This window comes from Psychromonas sp. KJ10-2, assembly GCF_047323255.1.
GTDB lineage: Bacteria > Pseudomonadota > Gammaproteobacteria > Enterobacterales > Psychromonadaceae > Psychromonas.
The window spans coordinates 753,574-776,213 of the sequence record NZ_CP178827.1 but is presented as its reverse complement, the minus strand read 5'-3'; the positions used below and the strand labels follow the sequence as shown (position 1 = coordinate 776,213).

The window sequence follows — 22,640 nt, the reverse complement described above, 5'->3', positions numbered from 1 at the left end:
AGTCGCTAGTGTTATACCAATTGTATTAAATAACTGATCTAAATTTTGCGCCGGAAAAATGGCTTAGTTTGAGGCGTAAGTTGATGTAAATGGTTGTTCCCTATACGAAACTTACAACGAAAAAATAAGTTGTTTTAACAAGTAAAATAGATCAGTTACTTACTATGATTGGTATTATACCTTAATAATCAATGATGTTGTCTTACTTGGAGTGTTGAAATGCCCTATGAATTAGGTAGTCGTTTAGTGATTGGTGTTGCTTCTAGTGCTATGTTCGACCTAACAGAGTCGGATACTGTGTTTCGCACTAAAGGTGAAGAAGAGTATCGTAAATATCAAACAAAACATGTGGATGTGCCATTACCTAAAGGCCCTTCATTTTCATTTGTTAAGCGTTTATTATCGCTCAATAATCTAACGGACGATCCTAAGTCTGATCCATTGGTTGAAGTGGTGTTGTTGTCACGTAACGATCCCGATACGGGTTTGCGAGTGATGAAGTCTATTAAACACCATAATTTACCGATTTCACGCGCCATTTTTATGCAAGGTAAATCGCCCTATGATTACATCCCAGCATTAAGTATTTCATTGTTTTTATCGGGTAACTCTTTCGATGTTAAAGAAGCGATTCGCTTAGGTTACCCAGCAGGGCATGTGATGAAATCTGCAATTATCGATGAAGACGACGATGATTTACGCATCGCCTTCGATTTTGATGGCGTGTTAGCCGATGATGAGTCAGAAACCGTGATGCATAATACCAATGACTTGAATCAGTTCCATGAACACGAAACTAAGAATGTATTACAACCACATAATCCCGGACCTTTGAAAGAATTCTTAGTGAAGGTGTCTGCCATTCAAAAAATTGAAGAGAACAAAAAGAAGCATGATCCCGCCTATCGTAATCGTTTACGTGTATCCATTGTCACTGCGCGTAATGCGCCTTCCCATGAAAGAGCCTTAAATACCTTAAAAGAGTGGGGCGTGATGACCAACGATGCCTTTTTTCTAGGAGGTGTTGATAAAGGCTTGATCCTTGGTGTGTTAAAACCGCATATTTTCTTTGATGACCAATCTGGTCATTTAAGTTCAACAAGCACGGTTGCGCCTTCTGTACATATTCCCTTTGGTGTCAAAAATGCCGTTGATAGCAATGAAGTGGAAGTGAGTGATTAATGCAAGATAACCTGAGTATTCGCGCTTACAGTAAACAACAAAAAGGGCATGTCCACTGTTATCATCAGTTAGTTCTACCTATTATTGGAACAATTATTATTGAGCTAGAAGGGTATACAGGTAAGGTATCGGTAGGTGAATGTGTGGTAATACCCGCACAAGTTTTTCATCTGTTTAAAGCCGATGAAAGTGCTCGTTTTATTGTTGCTGACCTTAATCAACTCCCGGATAATTTATTGAGTATGAGCTCTTCTGTTTTTGCTATGTCTGCACCGTTACGCAGTTATTTGTTATTTATTGAGCAACAATTACAACATAAAGTTGATCAATCATTAGAGAAAATGATGATTGAAATGTTTAGTAAATTGTTATCAGAACAAATAGCTGGAGAACAAATAGACCCTAGAGTTCGAGCTGTTTTGCAGACTATTTCTGATGATCTTTCTCAGCCATTACATGTCAATCAACTTGCACAGTTGGCTTGTCTTAGCCCAACTCAATTTAAAAAGGTATTTAAACAGTGCATCGGACAAAGTGTATTGCAATACATTACCGAACAAAGAATGGAAAAAGCTAAAGCTTTGTTAACGCATACCGATATCCCGGTACAATTGATATCAGAACAGGTGGGTTACAGTGATATCTCGGCTTTTAGTCGACGATTCTCTCAATTTTATCAACTCTCTCCGCGCCAAATAAGACGTTAACTAAGTCTTTAATGTCAAACAAAGCGTCTTAACTGCAAACTAATAGTTAAATGAATACTTTATGATTTGATACTAATCTATCAGAGGAGGAAGTTAACATTGAGCCAATTAAGCGTGAGTACCAAGGCAAGTAAACAGGGCGTATTTGCCATTTTATTTGCCTCATTACTGTGGGGCACAACAGGAACAGCTGCTTCCTACGCATCTACTATTAGCCCTTTAGCCATTGGATCTTTCACCATGGGAATTGGTGGATTATTGTTGGCTATTAACGGCGCTAAACATATTCGCTTAGACATGAAAAAACTGAGCGAGTCCCGTTATACTTTATTGATTGGCGCCATTGCATTAGCTATTTATCCATTAGCTTTTTATAGTTCGATGCGGTTATCTGGTGTAGCTATCGGGACTGTGGTCTCAATTGCTAGTGCGCCGTTTTTTGTTGCGATTATTGAGCGCCTTTTTAGCAAAGAAAATAATATTGATGGCTATTGGTTAATTAGCTTGTTAATTGGGACTATTGGTATTGCATTGTTAGCGACCTCAGAAACCGGTGTGTCGAGCAATGAGATTGAAGCAAGCAGTAAATATCTAGGTGTTGTATTAGGCTTGGTTGCTGGTTTCACCTATGCTTTATATTCATGGGCGGCTAAAGCCTTAATCAATCGTGGGGTTAGCTCTAAATCTGCCGTTGGCAGTATATTTGGGTTAGGTGGCTTATTGTTAGTGCCGGTGTTTTTGTTAAACACTGATACTCATAGTATTTCGTCAGTCAACACCATCGTACTTTTTTATATTGCCATTATTCCAATGTTTATCGGTTACCTATGTTTTGGTTTTGGCTTAAAAACCATTCATGCTAGTAAAGCCACGTTATTAACCCTTTTTGAGCCTGCCGTTGCCGCCTTATTTGCGGTGTTTATCGTTGGGGAATCAATTTCATTATTAGGTTGGTTTGGATTGTTTTTGATTATGGTCTGTTTGTTATTACAGTCATCGAGGCATTAACGTCCTTATTAAATTGCATTTGAAGGTATAAAACTGAGCCATGCTGAGCTTTATACCTTATAAATAAGTAATTGTAAGGATGAGTTTAATTAGATTTTTTTCTAACAACACACATTGAATAAACTCCCAAAGTATATCCACACCGTAAATTAACATATCTTCATCAAAGTCAAATTCAGGATGATGGTGCCCAGCAAATGTAGGTGAGCCAAGGCATAAATAACTCGCAGAGCCTTTATTGTTATTTACTTGGTTCATTAAAAACGGGGCATCTTCACATGCTGAAGAGAGGTGTCTATCAATGATCATCTCTTCTTTAAGACCTGAGTTCAAAGCCGCTTGTTTAAGAAAGGAAATCACCGAGTTTGCATTATCTGCATTTACATATTTACCATAATCTTCGATATTCGGTTCCACACCATACATAAGCGCGGCACCTTTAATAATATCATTGGTTTTGTCATACAGGTATTGACATATATGGTTGTTTTCACCTCTTAATTCTAATTCAAATTCAGCATAATCAGAAATAACATTGGTAGGGTTATCAGAAGTAAATTTACCAGTATTGATTCGTGTAATACCATCGCCATGTCGAGAAATGCCATGCAGATTAGTCACCGCCATACAAGCAGCCTGAAGGGCATTGTTACCTTTTTCAGGACTCACCGCCGCATGTGCATTTTTACCTTTAAAGGATACTTTTAAACTCTGTAAACTAAGAAACGCAAGTCCGCATACCACTTTACGTGTATCAATGATACCGATATGTAATGGAACGAGATAATCAAGTTGTTTGAAAATATCGAATTTTGAAAAACTTCTCCTCCTGAAGGCCCTTCTTCAGAAGGTTGAAATACAAGAATAAATTCACCTAATAGTTGCTCTCGGTTTTCTGCTATTTGCTTAGCTAAAGCAAGACCAATAGCAGTATGACCATCATGACCACAGGCATGCATATTTTGGTTTTTCGATGTAAAGTTTTCAATTGACGGCTTATGTGTATTATTGTTTGATTCTTTTATTGGTAACCCGTCAATATCAAAACGAAAACCTATCTTTGGACCTTTATCAGAGCATGATAAACGAGCAATCACACCGGTAAAGCCACCTTGCATATCTGGGAGCCATTTATCATCTGAAATGCTTTCCATTGCTGATTGGTAGGCATTGTCTATCTTGTTTTTATCTAGGTTTACCAACTCAGAAATATGGTTAATATCTGGGTAAGCGGCTTCATAAAGTGCTTTACCATAGCTGATTTCATAACCAAGCTCTGATAAATATGAACATATTTCATTGCTTGTCCAATATTCTGTGAACCCTGTTTCTGGATATTGATGAAGATGTCTTCGCAATCGAACAACTTCATGCTGTTGTGCATTTTGGTGATAAAGGGGAATTGGTCCGTTCATTTTTTATCCTAGTCAGTCGAGAAAAATAATACAGGCAAATAATGAACGACACCACTATCTGCCGATTTGATTATGGCGCGATATTTGTTCCAAAATATTTCATTGATAAAGCTTCATAATTTTCACTCTTCACAACTGAATCGATGGCTTTACTTAATGTTTCTTTTAGTTTTGTATCATCGAGTCGTACACCACCTGCGACACCTTCACCAAGCACTGGGTCGTATTCCACTGTGCCGTATGACTGAAGGCCTTCTTTGTTATTTTTAAAGAATTCAGCAGCCATGATATTATCGGAGATCATAAAGTCTATGCGACCAGCCAGTAAGTCTGCATTTACTGCATCCTGTGTATCATAATGACGGATAGAACGAGATCTCCCGATTTTTTTCTCAATGTAAAAAGCAGACACAGTTGAAGTTTGCACGCCAATTATTTTATTTTTCATTGCTTCTTTGGTTAATTCAAAATCTTGCCCTTCCTGGCCAAGTACCAGAGGAATTGAAGAGTAGTATGGGCTAGTAAAAAGCACCTTTTTAGATCGCTCGTCAGTGACTGACATTGAGGAAAAAATAACATCTATTTTTTTACTTTGTAGTGATGGAATAATACCGTCCCAAGCAATATCTTTAATTTCACAGGTTAGTTTTGCTTGTTTACAAACCTGATGAATCAGGTCTATCTCAAAACCACTCCACGTCCCATCGGCTGATTTAGTCGAGAAAGGCGGATAGGGTTCAGCGGCTACACCAATTTTAGTGACCGTTTGAGCTTGTGCTGAAAAGATCGTAGAAACTATTGATAAAACTAATAATGCTTTTTTCATTTTCTTCTTCCTTGTAGTTAAGTCTCAATCTGGCAGTTAAGTAGATAATTGTGATAACGATATTTCCCTCATCAGAGTGGATATAATTTCAATATGCTCATCAATAAATCAATGGGCTGGTTGTTTTTTTATTAAGTTAACCTAAAAATGTACGATCGTTCAATAGTGTTTTTTATTTAATTTTTTACTCTTTTTTATATTCCCTAAAACAGTGCGAAAAATTACTTGATAGGCTAATTTGGTGCAGTGATGAGTAATTGATTTAACATGTTTTTTAAATTTATATGGTGAAGAGGTTAAATTATATGAACTAAATCAGTGCATAAAAAAGGTTAATGTTTTTGTTTAGTCGGTTAAAAAATGAGTATGTAAAGTTTTATGGTGGCTACACTCACAGTGATTTGTGTTGTTAATTAACCATTATCGTCGAATGAATATTTATTTTTAATGCCTAGGCTGAGCATGCTGTTCCGATTGAGCGGAAAAATTGTTCCGAAAATTTATTGCAGGAATTGCTTTATCAAAAAAAATTAGAAAGACTGTGCTCTTGAAGATGTTCAATAAGAGTAAAAAATATGAGTTTATGTTCTGAAGTTGCAATTTTTAAAGTCACCAAACACAATATCCCTGAGGTTATGCGTGTAAGTCTATTAATATTTCAAGAGATTAACCGCCATGATCAGTTGATTTCATCCTATGATATTTTGCAAAGTACTGCTCGCGAAGATGAAGTTTGTTGGCAACTGACTTGGACAAGTGAAGAAGCTGTAAAGCAAGCCGCTGAACTTTGGCATGACTTGCCAAGTCGTGAAGCATTAGAAGCATTGGTGGGAGAAAAGCTTTATTACGGGCATTTCACTAGTATGCTGTAAGGGTTAACAGGTAGTTCTGATACCTTGATGAAATTATAGGTTATCAGCCTCTAAAGCTTCGGCTATTCTCACTTGTTTATTACTGTGGATCACCGCTGTTAATGCCACCGTTGAAGAAAGTAGCATGATCAATACAACGGGTTGTAAATAACCCATACTAATAAATGCTGCAAAAGCACTCACTATTGCGCCCATCGCACATTGGAAAGCCCCTAACACCGCAGAAGCTGTACCTGCATTCTTACCAAAATACTTTAAAAAACACGCATTACAGTTTGCCATTATTCCTCCATTTGCACTGATCATGAGCATAAACCCTATTACGGTAAGGGTTAAGTTATCAGGTGCAAACCAACTAGCCACTACTAATAATATACCACCTGAAAATTGCATGGTTAAAAAGCACCTTGCTAGTGTTGAAGGTTCAAAGCGATTTAATAGTAGGGTGTTGAGTCGGTTAATGAAGATTAAGCCACCAATATTTAAAGCGAATAGCTGAGTGAAGGTCGTGGCGCTAACCTCATAAATAGATAAATAGATCATGGCTGAGTTAGCGACAAAGGTCATCATGACAGCAAAAGCAAAAGCTTGTGCCAGCATGTAACCTATGCCTTGCTTGTGCTTAAACACTTCTATAAATTTAATACCTTTTTTACGCTCAATAGTGATTGCTAATAGCTTTTTTTGTTTTGCAGATTGGTGCGGAACAAACATTTTAGCCATTAACATGGCAACACATGAGAACCCAGCAGTAAAATAGAAAATCCAATGCCAAGACTGCAAAGAGAGAATGAAATTACCTATGGTCGGAGCTATTGATGGTGCGATCATCATAATTAAAGCCACTAAGGCAAACAATTTGGCCGCTTCTTTTCCATCGGCATTATCACGAATCGTGGCTGGTACGCCAACAATGGCGATACCACCGCCAATGGCTTGCATTAAACGCCACCCCCACAACCAACCAATATGATGGCTGGTGGTGAGTAGTAGGCTTGCCGATGCAAAGATACTTAAGCCTAGTAACATGATTGGCAAACGGCCATGTTTGTCTGAAAGGGGGCCGCCAATTAATTGGCCGATGGCTAATCCTAAAATATATAAACTGACTGTTACCGATAGTAATGAAATATCCACTTGCATCTCATTAGCGATTAATGGAATAGCCGGTAAATAACTGTCGATAGCAAAAGGGGAGATAGCATAGATAGATGACAATGTAATAATTAATCGTTTACTGACTTTATTAGGCTGTGCTGTTGTCATCTTGACCTCTAATTTATATTTTCAGAGGATGATAAGGGGCTTTTAGATGGCAGGCAAGGTTTGTTGTATAAAGATCAGAAAATTATCAAATAATTAAACCTAAAAGTAAGTAAATTCAATAATATAATATTTATATTCCATCGTAATTAGGGGCTTAAACTGAGCGATAAATCTGATTCAAACAGGTTGAATCAGATTAGGTTTAAGTATTTTTTGTTGATGTAAAATAATCAGGTAACTACAAAACTTAGATAACTATGATATAAATGACTATTCACCTAGTTTTCGGTCACTTAGTTTTCGGGTTTATATATGTATTCTACTTTGCAGCAATATTTTGGGTTCGATCAGTTTAGACCTGGACAAGAGCCTGTCATTCAAGCTTTGATAGAGGGGCATAGCGCTGCAGCTATTTTTCCAACGGGCTCAGGCAAAAGCCTGTGTTATCAATTGCCCGCATTACATTTACCGCATTTAACCTTAGTAGTTTCTCCTTTGTTAGCCTTGATTCAAGATCAATTAGATTTTTTACAAAGCAAAGGGATTCAAGCAGCGAGCATACAGTCGATGCAAACTGCCGCAGAAGCTGCTGACGTTTATAAACGCGTTAGTGAAGGTCAGATAAAGATTTTGTTTATCTCTGTGGAACGTTTGAACAGTGAACGTTTCAGAACGTTTTTACAGAAGGTGCCTATCTCATTAATGGTGGTTGATGAAGCGCATTGTATTAGTGAGTGGGGGCATAACTTTAGACCTGATTACTTAAAACTAGCTACGTACAGAGAGCAGTTCTCCATTAAACAAGTGTTATTACTGACAGCGACGGCCACCGATAAAGTGATCCAGGATATGGCCCATAAATTTCGTATTAATCCTGAACATATTACCTTAACGGGGTCCTACCGTTCGAATTTAAATCTGTCTGTGTTAGGTGTTGATGAGCAGAATAAATTGCCTTCATTAATACTTTGGTTACATAACAAATCAGGGCAGGCGGGTGTTATTTACGTTACTTTGCAAAAAACCGCTGAGCAAGTCGCTAATGCGTTAAGTGACGCGGGTATAAAGGCAACCGCTTATCATGCGGGGTTAGGCAATGAACAAAGGCAACACATTCAACAGCAATTTATGAGTGGTCAGCTACCATTAATTGTCGCTACTATTGCCTTTGGAATGGGCATTGATAAAAGCGATATTCGCTTCGTGGTGCATTATGATTTACCTAAGTCGATTGAAAACTATGCGCAGGAGATTGGGCGTGCAGGACGTGATGGTAAAACATCAGAGTGTCTAGTATTAGCTAATAAAAATAACCTTAATGTATTAGAAAACTTTGTTCATGCAGATACCCCAGAAGCCAGCGCGATAGCGTTTATTATTGAAGAGATAAACAAAACTGTATCGCAATGGGAAGTGGTGATGAACAGTTTATCCACTCAATCCAATATTCGTTTATTAGCATTAAAAACATTATTGGTTTATCTCGAATTAGAAGGTGTGATCGAGCCTGCTTATAGCTATTACGCGGAATACAAATATAAACTATTAGTACCCGAGGTGGAGTTAGTGGGGCGTTTTCACGGAGAGCGGGCTCAGTTTGTACAAACTATTTTAGCTACATCGGATAAAGCACGTACCTGGCATTCATTAAATTTAGAGCGGTTACAATCTAAGGTACAATGTGAGCGAAGTAGAATATTAACCGCTTTAGACTATCTTGATCAACAAGGGCTCATTGAACTGCAAACAAAACAGATGACCCAGGTTTATAAAGTTGATAAAACTAATATTACAAGAGAGTTAGGTGAGCAGTTAATCAATCGATTTTTACAAAAAGAGCAGAGTGAGATTCAACGTATCCATCACCTGTTAGACTTTTTTGCGAGTGATGCCTGTTTAAATTGGCAATTAGCCTATTATTTTTCTGATCATCGTTTACAAACTCATTGTGGTCATTGCTCTGTCTGTGCAGGGCAACCTGCTGTAATGCCACCGGTACCAGATTTACCACCATTACAGGAGTATGACCGAGTACAGCTAACTCAGCCGATTGCAGCTAAGTTAGGTGAACACGATAGCTATATATTAAGAGCACGGTTTTTCTGTGGATTAACCACGCCAATATTTACCCGCTTAAAAGTGCGTCAATTAACGGGTTTTGCTCAGTTCGAAAACTATCGATTTGCAGATGTGCTGGAATGGGTAAGGGCTGATAATACATAACAGCGAGATTTTTAATGAATGACTATTTTTACCTAATACGAGAGGAATTTATATGTACAAACTGATTGCCCTAGATATTGATGGCACATTAATGACACCGGACAAGAAAATTACCACTGAAAATAAAGCGGCTATCGATGCCGCTCGCGCTAAAGGTGTGCGTGTTGTATTAGTTTCTGGACGTCCAACGAGTGGTATGAGGGGGCATTAGAAGAGTTAGGCATGACGAGCAATGATGATTATGTATTAAGCTTTAATGCTTCTGTCGTGCAACAGGTAAAAAGTGGTGAGATTATTCGTAGTCAAATTTTAACCGGTAAAGATGCCAAGCAAGTTGCTAAATTAGCCGATTTGATGGAGCTAAATGTGCATGCCTTTTGTGCTAAACGAGGTTTGGTCACACCAGCACATAATGAATATACCGATTTAGAGTCTCGTACTAATGGTGAATTAATTACCTTATTTGATTTTAATGAATTCGCCGATGACGACGATATTCTAAAAGTGATGATCATTGATCAACCAGAAAAGTTATCAGCGGCGATTGAGAAGTTACCTGCTGAACTATACGAGCAGTTTACTATTTTAAAAAGCGCACCTTTCTTTTTAGAGTTTTTGAACAAAGAGAGTAATAAAGGGATTGGTGTTAAAGCCCTAGCCGATTATTTCTCAATTCCTGCTGAGCAAGTGATGTGTGTGGGTGATGCTGGCAATGATTACCATATGATCAAGTATGCTGGTATGGGAGTGGCGATGGGCAATGCCACTGACGATATTAAAGAGATCGCTGACTATATAACATTATCTAATACTGAAAGTGGTGTGGCAAAAGCAATTCAAAAATTTGTGTTAGACGTTTAAGGTTTATTGACTTTTGGTAAAGCATTAATCGCTGTTATTAGCCAATAGTGAGTGAGGATAAATGAAGTTTTTAGTATTTTTAGGCTCGGTGCGCGATAGCACACCACCTAGACCGGCTAGGTTAGGTGAACGCGTTGCTAAGTCTTGTATGGCCTGCCTACAAAGCCGTTATAGTGACCATGAATTTGAACTAGTGGATGCTATCGATTACCCAATGGATACCGTGTTCAAGCCGCATTTTTCCTATGCCAAAAGCCAGGTGCCTGCTGATTTAGATTGTTTAGCCAATAAGATTCAACAGAGTGATGGTTATATCATGGTCAGTCCTGAATATAACCATTCAATGAGCCCTGCGTTAAGTCATTTGTTAAACCACTTTGGAAGCTCTTTATTTTCGTATAAACCCAGTGCCATTGTGACCTATTCTGCAGGGCAATGGGGGGATGCGTGCGGCCGTTGGTATGCGTACTTTCTTATCGGAATTAGGTTGTTTATCTGTTTCATCAATGATTCATGTGCCCAAAGCTCAAGAGGTGTTGACGGACGATGGTTCGATGCAGGAAACACAAGATAAAAACACCTGGTTTAATTATTTTGCACAAACCTTTAATCAACTTATATGGTGGGCGGAAGCAACTCATCAACAACGTCAGCTAGTTGATCCGTTAAGTATGGGGCGAACCTTTAAGCGTTCACCTACAGAAAGAGATGCACCATAAAAAGAGTGTTAAAATAAAATAGTATTGTCAGTTAATGCAATATCGATTTTTTCTATAAGTACTTCTATTTATAATGCATATATCAATAAGAAGTTCGAGAAACCATAAGGGAAGTAAGTGATGGAACTCTTTAATGTTGACCAAAAAGTGGTTGATTTTACCCGTGTTTATCTCGCGGTTTTTTATTCTTTTGTGGCTTTATTCTATACTGCTCGCATTATCATAAAGCACAAAAAATCAGAAACTAACTCAGTGGTTTTTCCAGGGCAACGCTTTTGTAATACTTGGTGGAACCACATGACTTTTAGAGTGTTTAGAGCAGCTATTTGGCTGGTTTGTTTGACTCGTTTAGTCTTTGTAGAGTTTGATAATTATCTAGGTCTTTTTTCATGGTTGAATAATGGATTGGTGATTGTTCTAGGTGATCTGTTATTAACACTAGGTTTTGTCTCTACTATTTTTATCCATTTATCCTTAGGTAAAGATTGGCGAACAGGTATTGATCCGAGCGGCCCTATGCACCTTAAAACAACGGGTATTTATGGTTATTCCCGACATCCAATGTTCGTGAGTATTATGCTTTCGCAACTGGGTTTTTCTTTGCATTGCCTTCATTATTTTCATTTATTTGTTTAGTTATCGGTGTGGTCGCTTTATACCGTCAAAGTGTTGCTGAAGAAACACATTTAACATCCATATTTCCAACTGAATATCCTACTTATCAAGCACAAGTCCCTAAATGGTTATAGTGTGTGGTTTTGCAGATAAAAATCATTTGTTTATGCAAGCTAGCTCATAGTTTTGATTTGGTTACTGATGGGGATTGGTGATAACTTAGAGGCCATAACTGACAAATTAACCTCTTTATAATACCAATTATATTAAATAAGTGATCTAAGTTTTGCGTAGGAAAAATGACTTAGCTTAAGGCGTAAATTGAGCCTATTGATGATTAACTTCGTTCATTCTTTAATAGCTGTTGCCTTTACGATATTTACAACGAAGAAATAAGTTATTTTAACAAGTAAAATAGATCAATTAATTAGTTTGATTGGTATAACAACCACATTAGGAATTGATATGAAACTAGAATCATTAGCTTTACACCATGGTTATGAGTCTGAAGCAACGACTAAGTCCGCTGCAGTGCCTATTTACCATACCTCTTCATATACCTTTGATGATACCCAACATGGCGCAGATCTGTTTGACCTAAAAGTTCCAGGCAACATCTATACACGTATTATGAATCCAACTAATGCGGTCCTTGAACAACGTATTGCTGCGATGGAAGGTGGAATCGGAGCATTAGCAGTGGCTTCTGGTATGGCAGCAATCACTTATGCTATTCAATGCTTGTGTGAAGTAGGGACTAATATTGTTAGCACTAGTCAGGTGTATGGAGGCACTTATAATTTCTTTGCTCATACTCTGCCGCGTCAAGGCGTAGAAGCGCGTATGATTAAAGCCGATGATTTTTCTGCTTTTGAAGCGGCGATTGACGATCAAACCCGCGCGGTATTCTGTGAGTCTATTGGTAACCCTGCAGGTAATATCGTTGATATTAAAAAACTGGCTGAAATCGCACATAACAAAGGTGTCCCGTTAATTGTTGATAATACAGTGGCAACCCCTTATTTATGTCGTCCATTTGAGCTAGGTGCAGATATAGTTGTGCACTCATTAACTAAATATATTAATGGTCATGGCACAGCAATTGGTGGCATGATTGTTGACTCAGGTAAGTTTGATTGGAAAGCAAATGCAACACGTTTTGCAATGCTCAATGAACCTGATCCTTCTTACCATAATGTTGTTTACACTGAAGCTTTTGCTGAAGCTGCTTATATTGGCCGTTGTCGTGTTGTCCCATTACGAAATACAGGTGCTGCATTAGCGCCTAAAAATGCCTCTGACATTCTTATTGGCTTAGAAACATTAGGGTTAAGAATGGAGCGTCATTGTGAAAATGCATTAAAATTAGCAGAGTATTTAGAGCAGCACCCAAAAGTATCCTGGGTTAATTATGCAGGCTTAACATCAAGCCCTTACTTCGAAACTTGCCAAGAGATCACTTCAGGTAAAGCATCTGGTATTTTAAGCTTTGGGATTGCTGGTGGACTTGAAGCGGGCACGCGATTTATTGATGCATTAAACATGGTATTACGTTTAGTGAATATTGGTGATGCTAAATCATTAGCTTGTCACCCAGCATCTACTACACACCGCCAATTAAATGATCAAGAGTTAGCCAGTGCTGGTGTTAGCAGAGATTTAATTCGTCTTTCAGTGGGGATTGAGAGTATTGAAGATATTATCGCAGACGTTAGCCAAGCGTTAGATAAAGCATAAGCACAGTAAATAAGCAGCGCCAATTGCCGACTTGAAATGTGGTTAATTGGCGCTTTGGTTATTCTGTCAAGGCAGGTAATGTCACCGCGTATAAATCACCGCTACGATTAGTGATGTACAAGGTATTCATCTCTTTACCACCTAAAGCACAGTTGGTGGTGCGTATTGTATTGGGCAAGGTTATTTTCCCCAGCGCTGTCCTGTTGCTGAAAACACTTCAATCCCAGTACGAGTCGCAACATATAAATTACCTTTTTTATCAATGCTCATCCCATCGGCATTTTGTGCATAAACAAATTCACGCTCATTAAGTAGCATTCCCTTTGAATCAACGTCATAAGCTAAAATTGGCCCAGATTTATCATCTGAAATTGCCACATATAAGATGTTTTGTTGTGCATTAAAAATGATGCCATTGGGTTTCACGTCTAAGGGCATTTTTTTGATTAAGTTAATTTTTCCACTTGGGTAGCGAACATAAATTCCATTGAAACCTAAGTCAGAGGTTTTTCCTCTTAATCCAAATGGTGGATCAGTAAAGAACACGCTACCGTCTTTAAATACTGCAATATCATTGGGCGAGTTAAACTTTTTAGAGGCTGCATCAACTTCAAAGCGGCTAATAAAAGGCACGACCTCTGAACTACTAAGATCCATACGCGATATGATTCTAGTTTTTTGTTCTGCTGCGAGTAAAAAACCTTGGTTATCTAATGCTAGACCGTTTGAGGCATTACTGGGGTTGCGTAAAACCGACAAAGTGTTTGTTGAAGTTTCTAACGCATAAATGGTGTCACCAGGAATATCACTGAAGATCAACGAGTTAGATTTTTTATGCCAAACAGGGCCTTCTGTAGAGATAAACCCACTGGCCACTACTTTCACTTCTCCGATGTTCTGTAATGGATTTTCATTGGCTTGTGTTTGGGTGCTTTGTTGTGCCTGCGAAGCAGTTAATGTAATGCTCAAGGTTAATAAACTTAAGGTGATCCATTTTATAGGGCTAACAATCGACATGATTAATTCCTTTATCATTTATCTATGATTATTTTATAACAAGTTTATTGGGATTTTGTATCATATAAGTGAGTAGATAGCGACGTTTGTCTTAACCGTAAACGATTCAATCCCTTTAATTTACAGACCTAGTTTACTGTTAAGAGTTCACAAAGAGTTTGCATTGTTTGTTAACCCATTAGCAAGTATGCTCATGACAATTTAATGACTTCAAATAAAGTGAATTCTCAAAAATAGTGGGGTTGTTAATTTGCTTAAGCATCTGTTGGCTAGGTAAACAGTCATCATCAACATAATCAACAAAGTCGCCGGAAGAGTCAAAAACCAAGGTGTCGAAGGCTAATCTATCTTGACCATATAAGCCACGGTGGATCATATCTGCGGAAAACACTAATAAATCACCCACGTTCAATGGAATTTTTTTACCTGTTGAGAGTTCATCACTGCTGAACTTGCGTTTTCTTGCTAGGCGTACATCCAACTCTTCTTGGGTATCCCAACGAGTATGTGATCCTGGTACTAGCTCCATACCAGGTTCATCAAACAATGGAACACGAAAATGCACTACCTGGGTTTCTTTAATGGCTTGTTGTTGCCCCGCAAGATCATGATCGTATTGGCAATCGCGATGCCAAAATTCTCCTGCTCTTTAGTACATGGATTAAAAAACAGTTGAGTATTCATAAAGGCTGGTTTATGAGGAATAATCGCTTCGATTATCTGGCTCATTTTAGGCGAGCTGATAAAATTAAACAGCTGTAATCGCTCAGTGTTTGCTAGGTATTGTGTGCCGGTAATTAAAGATGAGTTAAATGCTTCCCTTTGATAGAAATAGTGATTATCTTTTTGCCAGTTCTCATGAAACAGTAATACAGTTTGCTTTAATTGCATTAGTTCATCTGCGTTGAAATAATCTTTTAATACAAAGTAACCCTGTTGGTCATAAGTTACTTTTAAATCATTTAACGTACCGTTCATATTACTGCGTTCACCTTAAGTCTATGTTGAGCGGGAATAGTTGAGCGCGAATAATAGCGGAATCATCAATAAAGCTTAATCATTATCTTGCTGTTTAATCAAACTCGCTAATTCTATAATTCCTTGCGCTCTTTCAGATGCTGTTTTTTCACTAAAGTTAAGGCGCATACAATGCCTAAATTTTCCTGTTGCAGAAAAGAGTGTGCCTGGTGCGATACTGACGTTGCTTGTTTTACTTTGAGCATATACTTTAACTGTGTCGTAGCGTTTATCGAGCTCAACCCAAAGTATATAACCACCTTGAGGAAAGCTAATTCGGGTGTCTGCTGGGAAATGCTGTTTAATGCATTGAATTAAATGATCTCGACCTTGTTTATATAACAATCGAACTTTACGTGTATGGCGTGCATAACCGCCAGATTGAATAAAGTCGGCTATCGCTAATTGCGGTAAGGTAGGGCACATGGAGCTACTTACATATTTAATGTGAGTCACTTTGTCGCGATAACGGCACTGGGGCAATCCAACCAACTCGTATGCCAGGAGCGACACTTTTAGAAAAAGAGCTACATAATAATACGCGGCCATCTTCATCAAAAGATTTAATGGTTTTAGGGCGTGGTGATTGGTAACTGATATCACCATAGATATCATCTTCAATAATACTAATATCATAACTCTGCGCCAGTTGATAAAGGCGCTTTTTGTCAGCGACGGACATGCTATAGCCCATTGGGTTATTAACCGTAGGAGTGACTAATATGGCTTTAATCGGCCATTGCTCTAGGGCTAATTCTAGTGCTTCTAAGCTCAAACCATTTTCAGAATTAGTTGGTATTTCAATGGCTTTTAAATTTGCTGCTTTAATGGCCTGCATTGATCCGTAAAAACTAGGTGATTCAACGGCAACAATATCTGATGGTTCTGTCACCGCACGTAAACAAACAGATAGGGCTTCTTGGCAGCCTGATGTGATCACTAAATCATCGGGGTGAAGTACACATCCAGAATAAGTTGCAAGTTCTACTATCTGTTCTCGTAATGCTAATGTTCCTTTTATATCGCAGTAGGGCAAACTTAATTCTGCTTGTTGGCGCATTAACCAGGACATTTTCTTGAAGTAATGGCGATAGGCTAGGGACTTTCATATTGGGCATTGCATGTTGAAGTTGTACTTTCTTTTTATCCTCTTTCGCTAACAGTACTTCTAAAACATCTTGCCATTGCGATACTTCAATAGGGCGCTGTGCGGGTCTTGAGGTAAAGGTAAGCTCGGTGATTCCATTTTATGTGCAACGAAGTAGCCTGATTTAGGGCGTGCCTCTATCAAGCCTTCCATCTCTAATTGATGGTAGGACTGTTGTACAGTGGAAATACTCACTTCAAACTCTGTCACTAACTGACGAATGGAAGGTAACTTGTCTCCTTCTACAAATAAGCCTGTCTGTATATTTTCACGTAATGTATTGGCAATTTTTTCGTATAGCTTGAGTGCCGTCTCCATTGTTTACCTCCTTGAAAGCAAGTCTATTTTGCCTTAGTCACTGTATACTAGATTAAAAGCGTATGACTTAACCATACAGAAGCGATAACTTTTAAGCATACAGAGTGCATTTTTATTGAACTGTATTGATAAAATAACATTTTTTGCATCTGTATTGAGTTTTCTAGTTATTTACAATCATTAGGTATTCAAAAGTTGAATTAATAAATGAGATGATAAGTATCAGGAGGCGCGATGCAGTATTTAAATAGGTTATTAATATTTTGTAGGCAGTATCAAACACGGCAGCAATTAAACCATCTACCACGGTCTGTGATCAAAGATATTGGTAAATCACATTATCAAATTGATAAAGAGTTGAGTAAAAACAGTATTAAACACATTGTTTGCAAAGGGGTTAACACATTATTTCTGTTTATCACTGGGAGGTTGTAATATGGATATCTCTACATTATTAGCTATTTCATTGTTTGCTTTTGTAATGTCTGTAACGCCAGGGCCAAATAATATTATGTTGTTAGCCTCGGGGGCGCAGTTTGGTTATCAAAAAACCTTACCCCATGTGTTTGGCATTATTGTTGGGATAGCATGTTTGTTAACGTCTATCTTGCTAGGGTTAGGTGTGGTACTAGAGAGTTTTCCTTCCTTCTATGACATTTTAAAAGTATTAGGCAGTGTGTATCTGTTTTGGTTAGCGTGGAAAATAACGACTGCTTCTACAGAAGGTGCTGCAATAGGCACGAAGCCAGAAAAAAATAAACCTATGTCATTTATAGGCGCGGCTGGTTTTCAATTTGTAAACCCTAAAGCTTGGGCAATGGGTATAGGCAGTATCAGCACCTTTACTTTAACAGGTGATCAGTACTTTGTTTCTGGTTTATGGATCATGTTGTGCTTTGCAGTAAATGGCTTTGTGGCTATTAGCCTTTGGGCTTACTTAGGGGTTGGTATCGCACAATGGTTAACTACTACTAAACGTAAACAGCGTTTTAATTACACCATGGGGGCAATGACGGTAGGGACATTGTTTTTTATATTAAATTAGCAAACGAGAGGTTGTTTACAACCTCTCCATTTTAATGACATTAAATAGGTGTAATGGCTATTGTTTATATTTATGTAAAGTTGCTGGTGGGATATGACAATAATCATCCGGATAGTGTTGTAATCTATCTTGATGTTCCTCAGCACTTTTAATGTAATTACTTAAAGGTAATATTTCTACGGCTATTTTAACACTATCTTCACGGCTGTTAATAAACTGTTTGGCAACAACTAGGTGCTCTGCTTGTTTAGAGTAAATACCTGTTCGATACTTTTCACCTTCATCAATACCTTGTTTGTTGATACTGTAAGGATCGATGATCTCAAAGTAACGTGTAATTAGCATGTCTAATGAAATAATGCTTGGGTCAAAATGGGTTTTCACACATTCAGTATAACCATCATAATCGCCATCCAATGTCTGCGTTGTGCCATTGGCTCGACCTACTTCAGTAAAGATCACCCCGGGTAGGTGTCTTAGGTATTCTTGCACTCCCCATAAGCATCCGCCAGCTAAATAAATCTCTTGCACTGTATATCCTATTGTTCATTGGTTACCTTGTAGTAAGAAGTCTAAATAAATCACGGTAAATTTGCTATTCGTTTTTAAAGACTCGACACTGACAATTTTTACTAATAGCGGTTATTTGTATCTTGTATTGACCAACGCGAATTATTTCTATTGAAAAGCGTAGTATAAAGAGAGATTATCCATGCATAACTAATGGTTATTAATAAAATAGAGCAAATTGAATGTTTTAGTGCTTAATCCAATAAATGTAAAATACTGCATGAATTGTGAACAATTTTGTTAAATTTCAGCTCGCTACTGATAATGATAATCATATGGGGCTATTTTAGTCTCATTTTATTGAATTATATCGTTTTATCTGCGAGTTGAGTTGCTATCTATTTTTTATGTTTATAGTATATAATGTTACGTATGTTAAATTATTGTTATTATTAGAGGTATAAATGAGCCTGTATTTAGATTACTTAAATGAAATAGAAGACCGTAAAGTTCAAGGATTACATCCATTACCAATTGATAAAGGTGAGCTATTAGCTGAAATCATCGAGCAAATCAAAGATACTGGTAACGAACATCACAAAGACTCTCTACACTTCTTCATCTATAACACATTGCCGGCACAACCAGTGCTGCGGGTGTTAAATCTCAATTTTTAAAAGACATTATTTTAGGTAAATCAGTGGTTGCTGAAATCACGCCTGAATTTGCTTTTGAACTGCTTTCTCACATGAAAGGTGGTCCATCAGTTGAAGTATTATTAGATTTAGCTTTGTCTGATGATGCATCTGTTGCTAAACCAGCTGCAGAAGTATTAAAAACACAAGTCTTCTTATATGAAGCGGATACTGAACGTCTTGAAGTTGCCTTTAAAGAAGGTAATGAAATCGCTAAAGATATTCTTGAAAGTTATGCTCGCGCAGACTTCTTTACTAAATTACCTGACATTCCAGAAACTATCGATGTTGTGACTTATATTGCTGCAGAGGGTGATATCTCTACGGATTTACTATCTCCAGGTAACCAAGCTCACTCTCGCTCTGACCGTGAACTACACGGTAAATGTATGATTTCTCCAGAAGCGCAAGATGAAATTCAAGCGTTGCAAAAACAGTACCCTGGCAAAAAAGTGATGTTAATCGCTGAGAAAGGTACCATGGGTGTAGGTTCATCTCGTATGTCAGGTGTAAATAACGTTGCACTTTGGGCTGGTGAACAAGCAAGTCCTTATATCCCATTTGTTAACTTTGCACCTGTTGTTGCTGGTACTAATGGTATTTCACCTATCTTCTTAACAACCGTTGGTGTAACTGGCGGTATTGGTTTAGACCTTAAAAACTGGGTTAAGAAAGTAGATACAGATGGTAAAACTGTTTTAAATGACAATGGTGATCCAGTACTAGAGCAAAAATACTCTGTTGAAACGGGTACAGTATTAACCATTAATACTAAAGAGAAAAAACTATACAACGGCGATAAAGAGTTAGCTGATGTTTCTTCTGCATTTTCTCCACAAGCAGTTGAGTTCATGAAAGCGGGCGGTTCTTACGCGATTGTATTTGGTAAAAAACTACAAACATTTGCTGCAGAAACATTAGGTGTTCCACTAGAGCTAGTGTATGCACCATCAAAAGAGATTTCACATGAAGGTCAAGGCTTAACAGCCGTTGAAAAAATCTTCAACAAAAACGCAGTAGGTGTAATGTCTGAAGCAGCACTTCATGCGGGTTCTGATGTACGTGTTCAAGTTAATATCGTTGGTTCGCAAGATACAACGGGTCTAATGACTTCTCAAGAACTAGAGTCAATGGCTGCAACAGTTATCTCTCCAATTGTTGATGGTGCTTACCAATCAGGTTGTCATACGGCATCGGTTTGGGATGCTAAAGCACAAGCTAATATTCCTAAACTAATGCAGTTTATGAATAAGTTTGGTTTGATTACAGCGCGTGATCCAAAAGGTGTTTATCGCCCAATGACTGACGTTATTCATAAGGTATTGAATGATATTACAGTAGATGACTGGGCTATCATCATCGGTGGTGACTCACATACGCGTATGTCTAAAGGTGTCGCATTTGGTGCCGATTCAGGTACTGTTGGTCTAGCATTAGCAACGGGTGAGGCAACAATGCCAATTCCTGAGTCAGTTAAAGTAACCTTTAAAGGTGATTTAAAAGACCACATGGATTTCCGTGATGTAGTACATGCAACACAAGCACAAATGTTAAAACAGTTTGGCGATAATGTTTTCCAAGGCCGTGTAATTGAAGTACATATCGGTACCTTATTATCTGACCAAGCATTTACCTTTACCGATTGGACTGCGGAAATGAAAGCAAAAGCGTCTATCTGTATCTCTCAAAATGAGACACTAATAGAGTCGCTAGAAATTTCGAAAAGCCGTATTCAAATCATGATTGATAAAGGTATGGATAACGAAGCACAAACACTGAAAGGTCTGATTGCGATTGCTGATAAACGTATCAGTGAGATCAAATCTGGTGATAAGCCTGCTTTATCTCCAGATAACAATGCAAAATACTTTGCTGAGTTAGTGGTTGACCTTGACCAAGTTGTTGAGCCAATGATTGCTGACCCTGATGTTAATAATGAAGATGTTTCTAAGCGTTACACCCACGATACTATTCGCCCAATCTCTTACTACAAAGGTGAGAAACAGGTTGATTTAGGATTCGTTGGTTCTTGTATGGTTCATAAAGGCGATATGAAAATCATCTCGCAAATGTTAAGAAACCTTGAAGACCAAAATGGTCAAATCCAATTTAAAGCACCGCTAGTTATTGCGCCACCAACATACAACATCGTTGATGAGTTAAAAGCGGAAGGTGATTGGGAACTGTTGAAAAAATACGCAGGTTTCGAGTTTAACGATGACACACCTAAAGAAGCTGCTCGTACTAAATATGAAAACATCATGTATTTAGAACGTCCTGGTTGTAACCTATGTATGGGTAACCAAGAGAAAGCTGAAAAAGGTGACACGGTAATGGCGACATCAACGCGTTTATTCCAAGGTCGTGTTGTAGAAGATACTGAAGGAAAAAAAGGTGAGTCACTATTATCATCAACACCTGTGGTCGTTCTTTCAACAATTCTAGGTCGTACACCAACAATGGAAGAGTACAAAAATGCAGTGAAAGGCATCAAGCTAACTGACTTTGCTCCACCATTAGACGAAATGACTAGTGAGCCAGTTGAGTTTATTCCGGTAAGTAACGTTTAAACAACACACTACTCAGTTATTAATTTTAAAAGAGCTGCTCCTGAAAAGGGCAGCTCTTTTTTGTTAGTAAAAAGTATAAATAGGAGGAAAGTAAAAATTAAAAGAAATATTTACTTGTGATCTGCTTCGATAATCTTTTCAACCACAGTCAGCATATCTTGCTCATGAATGGTGGGGTTAAATATTGTGGATTATATGGTGTACCAGCACGGTCAATGTAAGCCGCTAACATGCCAGCAGACATCGCGCCATGTGTATCCCAATCATGCGTTGCTACTAAACGAAGTTCGTTAATTGTTTTATTCAAATGGTTTGCTGCAAACTGATAAACCTTAGGGTCAGGTTTAAAACTACCGGTTGATTCTACTGACAATACTTGATCAAAGTAGTCATTCAGACCAGCATTGTTAATCTGTTTTTCAATCAATGCCTGTGATGAGTTAGAAAAAGCAATCGTTTGATAGCCATGGTCGCGCAACTTTGCTAATGCAGGTTTGATATCATCATGTGCCGACAAACTTGAGAATGTGGACAGGATATCATCTCGTGCTTCTTTGCTCAGAGTCACTTGAGTCCGCGCTGCAATATTATTTAAAACATCACCAGCCAGTGTCGCAAAGCCAGTTCTTAACCCAGTAACGGCACATACAGTGGATGTATGTAATAGGGTAGAAAACCACAAACCCATTACAGATTCATCACCAAAAGCGTGTGCAAATTTGGGCTTTAACAAATTTAAATTAAGCACGGTTTCATTGATATCAAATAAGATAGTATTACGTGTCATGTTGATTCCTTATGTTGCGCCAATCAAACTTACTTTTACTTGGGCGGTTTATGAATTTAACCTCGATTAAAACTAAACGATTGGTTAGATAATAGATGAATAA

Annotated in this window: 21 protein-coding genes and 3 pseudogenes; 12 read left to right on the top strand and 12 right to left on the bottom strand. The window is 38.0% G+C overall.

Annotated features, from left to right (window positions below):
* The first annotated feature begins 219 nt into the window (after window positions 1–219).
* From ACLKL2_RS03720 to ACLKL2_RS03710, 3 genes are all read left to right on the top strand, one after another.
* Complete coding sequence (locus tag ACLKL2_RS03720; protein ID WP_413693419.1) at window positions 220–1,182, top strand: 5'-nucleotidase; 963 nt, start codon at window positions 220–222, stop codon at window positions 1,180–1,182.
* The gene (locus ACLKL2_RS03715) at window positions 1,182–1,889 is read left to right on the top strand and encodes an AraC family transcriptional regulator (protein ID WP_113818861.1); all 708 of its coding nucleotides are present in this window, start codon (window positions 1,182–1,184) and stop codon (window positions 1,887–1,889) included. The genes ACLKL2_RS03720 and ACLKL2_RS03715 overlap by 1 nt, the downstream gene beginning before the upstream one ends.
* Before the next feature lie 99 nt (window positions 1,890–1,988).
* Complete coding sequence (locus tag ACLKL2_RS03710) at window positions 1,989–2,897, top strand: DMT family transporter (RefSeq protein ID WP_413693418.1); 909 nt, start codon at window positions 1,989–1,991, stop codon at window positions 2,895–2,897.
* Window positions 2,898–2,954: 57 nt separating this feature from the next.
* Here ACLKL2_RS03710 and ACLKL2_RS03705 read toward each other — a convergent pair whose 3' ends face one another.
* The 3 genes from ACLKL2_RS03705 to ACLKL2_RS03695 all read right to left on the bottom strand — a co-directional run bounded on the left by ACLKL2_RS03705 (window position 2,955) and on the right by ACLKL2_RS03695 (window position 5,138).
* The gene (locus tag ACLKL2_RS03705) at window positions 2,955–3,566 is read right to left on the bottom strand and encodes a hypothetical protein (protein WP_413693417.1); all 612 of its coding nucleotides are present in this window, start codon (window positions 3,564–3,566) and stop codon (window positions 2,955–2,957) included.
* Between the two features lie 35 nt (window positions 3,567–3,601).
* Window positions 3,602–4,312, bottom strand: a complete 711-nt coding sequence (locus tag ACLKL2_RS03700; RefSeq protein ID WP_413693416.1) for a M20/M25/M40 family metallo-hydrolase — start codon at window positions 4,310–4,312, stop codon at window positions 3,602–3,604.
* Between the two features lie 70 nt (window positions 4,313–4,382).
* Window positions 4,383–5,138, bottom strand: a complete 756-nt coding sequence (locus ACLKL2_RS03695) for a transporter substrate-binding domain-containing protein (protein ID WP_413693415.1) — start codon at window positions 5,136–5,138, stop codon at window positions 4,383–4,385.
* Between the two features lie 575 nt (window positions 5,139–5,713).
* On the opposite strand from ACLKL2_RS03695, the gene ACLKL2_RS03690 reads away from it, so the two are divergent.
* Window positions 5,714–6,010, top strand: a complete 297-nt coding sequence (locus tag ACLKL2_RS03690) for a hypothetical protein (protein WP_413693414.1) — start codon at window positions 5,714–5,716, stop codon at window positions 6,008–6,010.
* 33 nt (window positions 6,011–6,043) lie between these two features.
* Here the strand turns inward: ACLKL2_RS03690 and ACLKL2_RS03685 are convergent, their stop codons facing one another.
* Window positions 6,044–7,276 (bottom strand): multidrug effflux MFS transporter, encoded by a 1,233-nt coding sequence (locus tag ACLKL2_RS03685; protein WP_413693413.1) that lies wholly within the window; start codon window positions 7,274–7,276, stop codon window positions 6,044–6,046.
* A 312-nt stretch (window positions 7,277–7,588) separates the two neighbouring features.
* Here ACLKL2_RS03685 and ACLKL2_RS03680 point away from each other — a divergent pair, with 312 nt between their 5' ends.
* The 6 genes and pseudogenes from ACLKL2_RS03680 to ACLKL2_RS03655 all read left to right on the top strand — a co-directional run bounded on the left by ACLKL2_RS03680 (window position 7,589) and on the right by ACLKL2_RS03655 (window position 13,431).
* Window positions 7,589–9,499 (top strand): RecQ family ATP-dependent DNA helicase, encoded by a 1,911-nt coding sequence (locus tag ACLKL2_RS03680; RefSeq protein ID WP_413693412.1) that lies wholly within the window; start codon window positions 7,589–7,591, stop codon window positions 9,497–9,499.
* 52 nt (window positions 9,500–9,551) lie between these two features.
* Complete coding sequence (locus tag ACLKL2_RS03675) at window positions 9,552–9,710, top strand: HAD hydrolase family protein (protein WP_413693411.1); 159 nt, start codon at window positions 9,552–9,554, stop codon at window positions 9,708–9,710.
* 11 nt (window positions 9,711–9,721) lie between these two features.
* Complete coding sequence (locus ACLKL2_RS03670) at window positions 9,722–10,360, top strand: HAD hydrolase family protein (RefSeq protein WP_413693410.1); 639 nt, start codon at window positions 9,722–9,724, stop codon at window positions 10,358–10,360.
* Between the two features lie 61 nt (window positions 10,361–10,421).
* Window positions 10,422–11,079: pseudogene (locus ACLKL2_RS03665) on the top strand (NADPH-dependent FMN reductase).
* A 120-nt stretch (window positions 11,080–11,199) separates the two neighbouring features.
* Window positions 11,200–11,715, top strand: coding sequence for a methyltransferase family protein (locus ACLKL2_RS03660; protein ID WP_413693409.1), 516 nt, complete (start codon window positions 11,200–11,202; stop codon window positions 11,713–11,715).
* Window positions 11,716–12,159: 444 nt separating this feature from the next.
* Window positions 12,160–13,431, top strand: coding sequence for an O-acetylhomoserine aminocarboxypropyltransferase/cysteine synthase family protein (locus ACLKL2_RS03655; RefSeq protein WP_413693408.1), 1,272 nt, complete (start codon window positions 12,160–12,162; stop codon window positions 13,429–13,431).
* Between the two features lie 58 nt (window positions 13,432–13,489).
* Here the strand turns inward: ACLKL2_RS03655 and ACLKL2_RS03650 are convergent.
* The 6 genes and pseudogenes from ACLKL2_RS03650 to ACLKL2_RS03625 all read right to left on the bottom strand — a co-directional run bounded on the left by ACLKL2_RS03650 (window position 13,490) and on the right by ACLKL2_RS03625 (window position 16,930).
* Window positions 13,490–14,448 (bottom strand): annotated as a pseudogene (locus ACLKL2_RS03650) (SMP-30/gluconolactonase/LRE family protein).
* A gap of 178 nt (window positions 14,449–14,626) precedes the next feature.
* A complete protein-coding gene (locus tag ACLKL2_RS03645) occupies window positions 14,627–15,031 on the bottom strand; it encodes a hypothetical protein (RefSeq protein ID WP_413694241.1) in 405 nt (134 codons plus the stop codon).
* Entirely contained in the window at window positions 15,013–15,426 is a 414-nt protein-coding gene (locus ACLKL2_RS03640) for a hypothetical protein (protein ID WP_413693407.1), read from the bottom strand. The genes ACLKL2_RS03645 and ACLKL2_RS03640 overlap by 19 nt, the downstream gene beginning before the upstream one ends.
* Before the next feature lie 75 nt (window positions 15,427–15,501).
* Entirely contained in the window at window positions 15,502–15,891 is a 390-nt protein-coding gene (locus ACLKL2_RS03635) for a hypothetical protein (protein ID WP_413693406.1), read from the bottom strand.
* A gap of 16 nt (window positions 15,892–15,907) precedes the next feature.
* Window positions 15,908–16,525, bottom strand: a complete 618-nt coding sequence (locus tag ACLKL2_RS03630; protein ID WP_413693405.1) for a PLP-dependent aminotransferase family protein — start codon at window positions 16,523–16,525, stop codon at window positions 15,908–15,910.
* A gap of 108 nt (window positions 16,526–16,633) precedes the next feature.
* On the bottom strand, window positions 16,634–16,930 hold the full coding sequence (locus ACLKL2_RS03625) for a GntR family transcriptional regulator (RefSeq protein WP_413693403.1): 297 nt from the start codon (window positions 16,928–16,930) through the stop codon (window positions 16,634–16,636).
* Window positions 16,931–17,366: 436 nt separating this feature from the next.
* Between ACLKL2_RS03625 and ACLKL2_RS03620 the strand changes: the two genes are divergently transcribed.
* The gene (locus tag ACLKL2_RS03620; RefSeq protein ID WP_413693402.1) at window positions 17,367–17,975 is read left to right on the top strand and encodes a LysE family translocator; all 609 of its coding nucleotides are present in this window, start codon (window positions 17,367–17,369) and stop codon (window positions 17,973–17,975) included.
* A gap of 57 nt (window positions 17,976–18,032) precedes the next feature.
* On the opposite strand, the gene ACLKL2_RS03615 is transcribed toward ACLKL2_RS03620, so the two are convergent.
* Window positions 18,033–18,506 carry a peptide-methionine (S)-S-oxide reductase gene (locus ACLKL2_RS03615; protein ID WP_413693401.1) on the bottom strand — a complete coding sequence of 158 codons (474 nt, stop codon included), beginning with the start codon at window positions 18,504–18,506 and terminating at the stop codon, window positions 18,033–18,035.
* Between the two features lie 443 nt (window positions 18,507–18,949).
* Between ACLKL2_RS03615 and ACLKL2_RS03610 the strand changes: the two are divergent.
* Window positions 18,950–21,750 (top strand): annotated as a pseudogene (locus ACLKL2_RS03610) (bifunctional aconitate hydratase 2/2-methylisocitrate dehydratase).
* Window positions 21,751–21,898: 148 nt separating this feature from the next.
* Here the strand turns inward: ACLKL2_RS03610 and ACLKL2_RS03605 are convergent.
* A complete protein-coding gene (locus ACLKL2_RS03605; RefSeq protein ID WP_413693400.1) occupies window positions 21,899–22,537 on the bottom strand; it encodes a haloacid dehalogenase type II in 639 nt (212 codons plus the stop codon).
* Window positions 22,538–22,640 lie beyond the last annotated feature (103 nt).